Annotated in this window: 10 protein-coding genes and 1 pseudogene; 4 read left to right on the plus strand and 7 right to left on the minus strand. The window is 52.2% G+C overall.

All coding sequences use genetic code 11. The features are described 5' to 3' along the window. The 7 genes and pseudogenes from HMPREF2954_RS06970 to HMPREF2954_RS06995 all read right to left on the minus strand — a co-directional run. The coding region (locus tag HMPREF2954_RS06970; protein WP_070689063.1) for a hypothetical protein at nt 1-325 on the minus strand (325 nt) is incomplete at its 3' end. A gap of 2 nt (nt 326-327) precedes the next feature. Next, nucleotides 328-531, minus strand: coding sequence for an HNH endonuclease (locus tag HMPREF2954_RS11650; RefSeq protein ID WP_082013672.1), 204 nt, complete (start codon nt 529-531; stop codon nt 328-330). After that, entirely contained in the window at nt 507-896 is a 390-nt protein-coding gene (locus tag HMPREF2954_RS06975; RefSeq protein ID WP_039410303.1) for a hypothetical protein, read from the minus strand. The genes HMPREF2954_RS11650 and HMPREF2954_RS06975 overlap by 25 nt, the downstream gene beginning before the upstream one ends. A 2-nt stretch (nt 897-898) precedes the next feature. Beyond that, nucleotides 899-1,225, minus strand: coding sequence for an HNH endonuclease (locus HMPREF2954_RS12360; RefSeq protein WP_321178109.1), 327 nt, complete (start codon nt 1,223-1,225; stop codon nt 899-901). 78 nt (nt 1,226-1,303) lie between these two features. Continuing rightward, nucleotides 1,304-2,026: pseudogene (locus HMPREF2954_RS11655) on the minus strand (MafB family polymorphic toxin); the annotation flags it as partial. Between the two features lie 34 nt (nt 2,027-2,060). After that, a complete protein-coding gene (locus HMPREF2954_RS06990) occupies nt 2,061-2,312 on the minus strand; it encodes a hypothetical protein (protein WP_045075626.1) in 252 nt (83 codons plus the stop codon). A 281-nt stretch (nt 2,313-2,593) separates the two neighbouring features. Then, nucleotides 2,594-3,595 carry a thiamine ABC transporter substrate-binding protein gene (locus HMPREF2954_RS06995; RefSeq protein WP_045075624.1) on the minus strand — a complete coding sequence of 334 codons (1,002 nt, stop codon included), beginning with the start codon at nt 3,593-3,595 and terminating at the stop codon, nt 2,594-2,596. Between the two features lie 62 nt (nt 3,596-3,657). Between HMPREF2954_RS06995 and HMPREF2954_RS07000 the strand changes: the two genes are divergently transcribed. From HMPREF2954_RS07000 to glmU, 4 genes are all read left to right on the plus strand, one after another. Further along, on the plus strand, nt 3,658-4,314 hold the full coding sequence (locus HMPREF2954_RS07000) for a pyrimidine 5'-nucleotidase (protein WP_045075622.1): 657 nt from the start codon (nt 3,658-3,660) through the stop codon (nt 4,312-4,314). Between the two features lie 62 nt (nt 4,315-4,376). Beyond that, nucleotides 4,377-4,667, plus strand: coding sequence for a hypothetical protein (locus HMPREF2954_RS07005; protein WP_003743185.1), 291 nt, complete (start codon nt 4,377-4,379; stop codon nt 4,665-4,667). 107 nt (nt 4,668-4,774) lie between these two features. Next, on the plus strand, nt 4,775-4,966 hold the full coding sequence (locus HMPREF2954_RS07010; protein ID WP_045075619.1) for a hypothetical protein: 192 nt from the start codon (nt 4,775-4,777) through the stop codon (nt 4,964-4,966). A gap of 115 nt (nt 4,967-5,081) precedes the next feature. Beyond that, nucleotides 5,082-6,455, plus strand: a complete 1,374-nt coding sequence (gene glmU / locus HMPREF2954_RS07015) for a bifunctional UDP-N-acetylglucosamine diphosphorylase/glucosamine-1-phosphate N-acetyltransferase GlmU (RefSeq protein ID WP_045075617.1) — start codon at nt 5,082-5,084, stop codon at nt 6,453-6,455. Nucleotides 6,456-7,488 lie beyond the last annotated feature (1,033 nt).

A 7,488-nucleotide genomic window follows, 5' to 3' on the forward strand; every position in this document is an offset into this window, starting at 1 on the left:
GTTTTTCTAAGGCTTTTAACGCTTTTTCTTTTGAGATAGGCGGATCATAGACATCTATCCCTCTTAAAAAAGCAATGCCGGTCAATGCATTATCCTGATTTTTTGATAAGTTATTTTCAGGAACAAATCCTATAATATCAATCAGATGGAATAGTGATTGAAAATCTATTAAATCAAAAAAATAATTTGGAATTTCATCTAAATCCATTTCCCTTATGATTTTTTCAACCCACATTTTAAATTCGGTAATATTGATTGCTTGGCAATATATACTACCTAGGGCAAAATTTAAGTCAGTGCTATTTTCTTTATAAATTTTCCACATAATCATTTATCTTTCCCCATTGCCTCACCTCCTATGTGACCGGTTTTAGAATGTTCCCATTCAGGCACAAGCTGCATCTTTCCTGTATCTTGATGATGATGCCAAGTATAGTTGGGAATTTTGGCTTTGCCTTTTTCGATTGCCCTTAATTGTTCTATGTTAAAGGCAGCATTTTGATTACTTAAGGCGGAGGCAGTTCTACAAATGGAAAGAAATACTGAAACCTCTGATAAATTTCAGGATGTTTCTTTAAGGATTTTAATGCTTTTTCTTTTGAGACGGGAGAATCATAGACATCTATATCCCTTAAGAAGGCAATGCCCGTTAATGCATTTTTTTGATCATTTGAAATGTAACCATAATTAACGACTCCAATTAAATCATAAATTTCCCCTATACTCTTATCAAAATCAATCAAATCAAAAATATACAATGGAATTTTATCAATAGGAGTATCTCTAACAACTATATCCAACCATAATTTAAATTCAGAAAGATTAATAGCATCATAGAACATGCAGATTATTGCAAATCCTAAATCTTCACAATTTTCTTTACTAATTTTCCACATAATCATTTACCTTTATTCATTGCTTCACCACCTATATGTCCTGTACGCCTATGTATATCCTCACGAATTAACTGCATACGTCCGGTATCCTGATGATGATGCCAAGTATAATCCGGTATTTTAGATTCTCCTTTTTCGATTGCCCTTAATTGTTCTGTGTTAAAGCTTGACTTGCGAACCTGTCCTTTTTGAATGGCTTCCGCCAGATCCTTGGTCGCCAGCCTCATTTGCCCTGTCGAACCCTTCGATCTGAACTCCTTGGTATTAATTCTTGTATCGTATTTTACGTCTTTTTCAAAATTCGGAAATCCTTTGCTGTCAAACGGCACCCCGGTCTTCGGGTGGCTTTGGTTTGCCAGTTTGACATTTTTGCCGTTTGACGGCGGTACAGTCGAGGATTTGACATTTTATTTGCCATAACGCTGTTCCAATTCCGTTCTGACAGTGCGGGAGTGGTACGGTGAATCATAACTGTACCGTCCTTGTTGGGCTTGGGAAAAATTTTCCCCGACAGGTGCTTTCCCTTTCGGCAATGCAACTGCGCCCATCTGCGACTGTTTGACGGTGCTTGCACCTATACCACCCCAGTCGTATCGGGTTCGAGCATATTCCGCCCCTTTGGTAACAGGGACAATCGCTTTGGCGATATTACCAAGTGCTTCTGCTCCTTGTGCCGCATTCGGGTTTCTGACCGCCCAATCACGGACAGTTTCTGTGGCATTGTTCTGGAATTGCGACAAACCACCCAAATTGCTGACAGCTTTAATTTTGTTTTCGGTGGAAAGCAGATCTAAACCGTGCATGGTGGCAATGTCTATGCCTGCGCCTATACCTTGTACAGCATCGCCTGCTCCGATAATCTCGCCTGCTGCACCGATGACATTTTTAATGATGTCTGCCGAACCATTAATAGCTTCGGCGGCATTGCCTAATTTGTTCAATGCGGGATTGTATTCGGTTGCCCTGCGGTAGCCATCGCCTATGCCTTGCGTCAGCATTCTGCCTGCATTGTCAAAACGATCAGTCAGCCGCTGTTGTATACTACGATTGTCCGTTATGTTCAGGCTGATGTTTTGCGCGATACCTTTTACATCATAGCTGTATATATCACGTGCACCTTTGGGAGCAGGATAGCCACCGCCCTATTGTTTTCACAGACATTTTTCAATACCGGTAAATCCGACGCGCGGGATACGGGCGCGGGTAAGGTGGGTAAGGATAGCCGTAGCGGTGTACCGGCTCGCTGTCCTGATAGATGACGGTCGTTCCCGGCGGGGCGTTGACGGTAACGGTTTTGTTGATGGTGGTTTGGGAATGGACGGGAAGGTCGAGGACGGCGGTGCGCCCGTATGGGGTTTCGGTGTAGAAACAGCCGCCAAGTGCGGTCAGCGTGAAGGCGTAGAGTAGGGGCTTCATGGGTTTCCTTCATTCAAAACGAAACGGTAAGGGGTCGTCTGAAAACACGGTTTCGATACGGTTGAAGCCGTTTTTGGGTTTTCAGACGACCCTTTTTATCGCCAACATCCTTAACTTTAAATACGGCATATCATCAAATTCCGTCATTCCCGCCCCCGCCTGCGCGAGAACAGGCTACGGCGGGAATGACGGTACCCGATAAGTTGCGTATCGAAAATAAAGTCATTTGACTATCTCCAGCCGACAGGATGGAGCGGCGGATTTTCAGACGACCTTCCCGCTTACCTTAACACAGTCTTCGTCCAGCGGCTGACCCATTGTTTCTGTTTGGTGTCGATGTCGTTGCGGCTGGGCGAGTCGGTGTGTTTCGGGGCTTGGGCGAACTCGAAGACTTTGGGCAGCGGCGTGTTTTTCACGGCGGGATAGACCCACATTTCGGTCGGCAGGGCTTTTTGCACTTCGCCGCTTTGCAGCCACTGTACGAGTTTCGCCGCCAGCTCGGGCTGTTTCGCGCCTTTCAAGACTGCCGCGCCTTCGACTTGGCGGAACACGCCGCCTTTGAGGAAGAGGTTGCCGGTCGGCGGCACGCTGTATTTGCCTTTGGAGTAGTGGACTTCGGCGGCGGGGCTGGCGGCGTAGCTGACGACGAGCGGGTAGGCGCCGCCGTTTTGGGTGAAGTCGGTGTAATAAGCTTCACTCCAGCCTTTGGCGACTTTCACGCCGTTTTGACGCATCTGCGCCCACCATTTGAACGCGCCCTCTTCGCCCATGCCGCCGATGTTCGCCATCAGGAAGGCGAGTCCGGGCGAGGACGTGGCAGGCGAGGGCGTAACCAGCAGGTTTTTATATTCGGGGCGGGTCAGGTCCTGCAAGGTTTTGGGCAGCGGCAGTTTTTTCTGTTCAAACCATTTTTTGTCGTAATTGAGGGTAACGTAGCCGTAATTCACTGCCGCGATGACGGGCATCCCCGCTGAAACGGGCGCGGATTTGGGCTGCGCCGCCGCCAGTATGCCTGCTTCGCGGGCTTTGCCGATGTTGGCGTTGTCCAAACCGTAAACCGCGTCGGCAATCGGGTTGGCCTTGCTGAGAATCAGCTTGTTGAGCATTTCGTTGCCGCTGCCCGCCTTGATGACGGAGACTTTGGCGTCGTTGGCTTTTTCAAACTGCGCGAGGACGGATTGGGGCAGGCTGAAGGATTTGTGCACGGCAAGGCGCACTTCAGTCTGGGCGGATAAGTTTGCCGAAGCCAGCAAGAGGGCGAGGGCGGATAATTTCAGTTTCATTCTCTAACCTTTGTACGGGTAAAATACGAAACATCATAACAAAATCCGCACCAACACACGACATGAACCTTTCCCCCGTTTGGCTCTTTGACCTCGACAACACGCTGCACAACGCCGATGCAGGCATTTTCTACATCATCAACCGCGCCATGACCGACTACATGGCGCAACGCCTCAAGCTCTCCGAAGAGGCGGCATCCGACCTGCGTCAGGACTATTGGCACCAATACGGCGCGACGCTTGCCGGTCTGCAAATCCACCATCCCGAAATCGACATCCGCGAGTTTCTGCGTGAAAGCCATCCCATCGCGCAAATCTTGGCAAAATTGGAGGGCATGGAGGGAACCGAAAGCGTTTTAGGTCGTCTGAAAGGACGCAAAGCCGTTTTTTCCAACGGCCCTTCGTTTTACGTCCGCGCCATCATCGGGGCATTGGGTTTGGAAAACCGTTTTGACGCACTCTTCGGCACGGACGACTTCGGGCTGCGCTACAAGCCCGACCCGCAAGCCTACCTGACCGTCTGCCGCCTGCTCGACGCTGCGCCCGAACAGTGCATCATGATCGACGACAGCGCGGACAACCTGCACCAAGCCAAAGAGCTGGGCATGAAAACCGTATGGTTCGGCAGCAAAGCCCATCCCCTGCCCTTTACCGACGCCGTTGCAAAAGATATGCAGGCGCTCGCCGAATGTGCCGAAAAGCTGTCGGCACTCGTCTGAAACCTTTACAATATCGGGTTTGAACAACGGCACCAAGCCGCCCGACCACAAGGACAACCATCATGCGATACACCGCTCTCATCCTCGCCGCCGCAGCCGCCCTGACCGGCTGTACCTGGGAAACCTACCAAAACGAATCCGGCCACACCTCCCTACGCCCCAAATACGAAAAAGGCACGCGCATCTATTACGAAGACGGCACCTACTCCCGCGATATGCGTTACAACCAATACCGCCCCGAACGCCGCACCCTCAAACCGTTGCACGGCGACCAAGAAAACGTACGCGGCACGACATGGAACAAACCCCAAGGCGCCGGACAAGCCGCACCCGAAACGCAAACTGAAGAATAATCCGCCCGTAGAGGTCGTCTGAAACCGTCTTTTCCGTTTCAGACGACCTCAAACATAACCGCCATCCCGTTCGTCCCACATCTGCCGTCCTTCACAAGGAGAAAACCATGCGTTCCCTCGCCCTGATTTTCGTTGCCGCCGCCATCCTGGGCGGCTGCACCTCAGACCGCTACGACTTCGACAGCCGTCCCGCCGACACATCCGCGCGTACGCCCCTGAAACCGACCACACTCGACCGCTTGGAACGCGGCAGCCATGCCGACTCGTACCGGTTCACCCCCAAACCCAATAAACCATAACCTCCAAACGTCCACACGCCAAACCCAAATAAAAAGGTCGTCTGAAACCCCAAAATCCCGTTCAGACGACCCCTAAATACCCCCTTCATCAACATTGCATTCGAGAAAGTCCATCATGTCCGCCACACCCCTCAACATCGTCATCCTCGCCGCCGGCAAAGGCACGCGCATGTATTCCAAAATGCCCAAAGTGCTGCACCGAATCGGCGGCAAGCCCATGGTCGAGCGCGTTATCGACACCGCCGCCGCCCTGAATCCCCAAAACATCTGCGTCGTCATCGGACACGGCAAAGACCAAGTTTTGGACACCGTCAAACGCGACGTCGTTTGGGTCGAACAAACCGAACAGCTCGGCACCGGCCACGCCGTCAAAACCGCCCTGCCGCACCTTGCCGCCGAAGGCCGCACGCTGGTGTTGTACGGCGACGTTCCCCTGATTGACACCGCCACCCTCGAAACCCTGCTCGAAGCCGCCGGCAGCGAAGTCGGCCTGTTGACCGACGTTCCCGCCGACCCGACAGGCTTGGGCCGCATCATCCGCGACAGCCAAGGCAGCGTAACCGCCATCGTCGAAGAAAAAGACGCCGACGCCGCCCAAAAAGCCGTCCGCGAAATCAACACAGGCATCCTCGTCCTGCCCAACGCCAAACTGGAAAACTGGCTGGACAGCCTCTCCAGCAACAACGCCCAAGGCGAATACTACCTGACCGACCTCATCGCCAAAGCCGTTGCCGACGGCATCAAAGTCCATCCCGTCCAAGTGCGCGCCTCCCACCTTGCCGCCGGCGTGAACAACAAACTCCAGCTCGCCGAACTCGAACGCATCTTCCAAACCGAACAGGCGCAAGCCCTGCTCAAAGCAGGCGTTACCCTGCGCGACCCCGCCCGCTTCGACTTAAGGGGTCGTCTGAAACACGGACAAGACGTCGTGATTGACGTCAACGTCGTCCTCGAAGGCGACATCGAAATCGGCGACAACGTCGAAATCGGCGCAAACTGCGTCATCAAAAACGCCAAAATCGGCGCAAACAGCAAAATCGCCCCCTTCTCCCACCTCGAAGACTGCGAAGTCGGACAAAACAACCAAATCGGCCCCTACGCCCGCCTGCGTCCGCAAGCCCGCCTTTCAGACGACGTACACGTCGGCAACTTCGTCGAAATCAAAAACGCCGTCATCGGCAAAGGCACCAAAGCCAACCACCTCACCTACATCGGCGACGCCGAAGTCGGCAGCAAAACCAACTTCGGCGCAGGCACGATCATTGCCAACTACGACGGCGTAAACAAACACAAAACCGTCATCGGCGACGAAGTCCGCATCGGCTCCAACTGCGTCCTAGTCGCCCCCGTCAAACTCGGCAACAAAGTTACAACCGGCGCAGGCAGCACGATTACCAAAAACGTCGAAGACAACAAACTCGCCCTCGCCCGCGCCCGTCAAACCGTGATCGAAGGCTGGGTACGTCCCGAAAAAGGCGATAAGAAATAAAGCAGTAAACCGCCCTTCGCAACTCGTTGCAGCAACAGCAATCTGTCCCTTCCCCCGTCCGGCGGGGGAAGGTTAGGATGGGGGTGGCTTTGCGACTTTAGGTCAAAGCAAACTCGTACAACCCGTAGAACCACCCTCTCCCCAGCCCTCTCCCGCCGAACGGGAGAGGGAGGCGGGTTGCAGGTAAAAATAAGGTCGTCTGAAAACTCTGAGATTCGGGTTTTAAAGAAACTCGTTCCCGATTTTTTCAGACGACCTTTTACTCAATCAAAACAGACTTGTGATAACTCAAGTAGCGTGGGCTTTGCCCACAAAACCTACCACCTGACAATCCAAATCAGACAACAGCCGAATGGGTATCCATTTCGGCATTTATCTCGCGGGCAAAGCCCATGCTACTCGTTGCTGCAACAGCAATCTGTCCCTTCCCCCGTCCGGCGGGGGAAGGTTAGGATGGGGGTGGCTTTGCGACTTTAGGTCAAATCAAATTCGGACAACCCATAGAACCACCCTCTCCCCGGCCCTCTCCCGCCGGACGGGAGAGGGGGCAGGTTGCCGATAAAAACGAGATCGTCTGAAAACTTTGAGATTTGAGTTTTGGAGAAACTCGCTCCCGATTTTTCAGACGACCTCGTTTATTCAATCAATACAGGCTTGTGATAACCCAAGTAGCGTGGGCTTTGCCCACGAAACCTACCATCTGACAATTCAAATCAGACAACAGCTGAATGGGCATCCATTTCGGCATTTATCTCGCGGGCAAAGCCCATGCTACTCGTTGCTGCAACAGCAATCTGTCCCTTCCCCCGTCCGGCGGGGGAAGGTTAGGATGGGGGTGGCTTTGCGACTTTAGGTCAAATCAAATTCGGACAACCCATAGAACCACCCTCTCCCCGGCCCTCTCCCGCCGGACGGGAGAGGGAGGCGGGTTGCAAGTTAAAACAAGGTCGTCTGAAAACTTTGAGATATGAGTTTGGGAGAAACAAACTCACTCCCCCCGTTTTCAGACGACCTTGGATTCGGATTTCAAGTG

Source organism: Neisseria sp. HMSC067H09 (genome assembly GCF_001814135.1).
Taxonomy (GTDB): Bacteria; Pseudomonadota; Gammaproteobacteria; order Burkholderiales; family Neisseriaceae; genus Neisseria.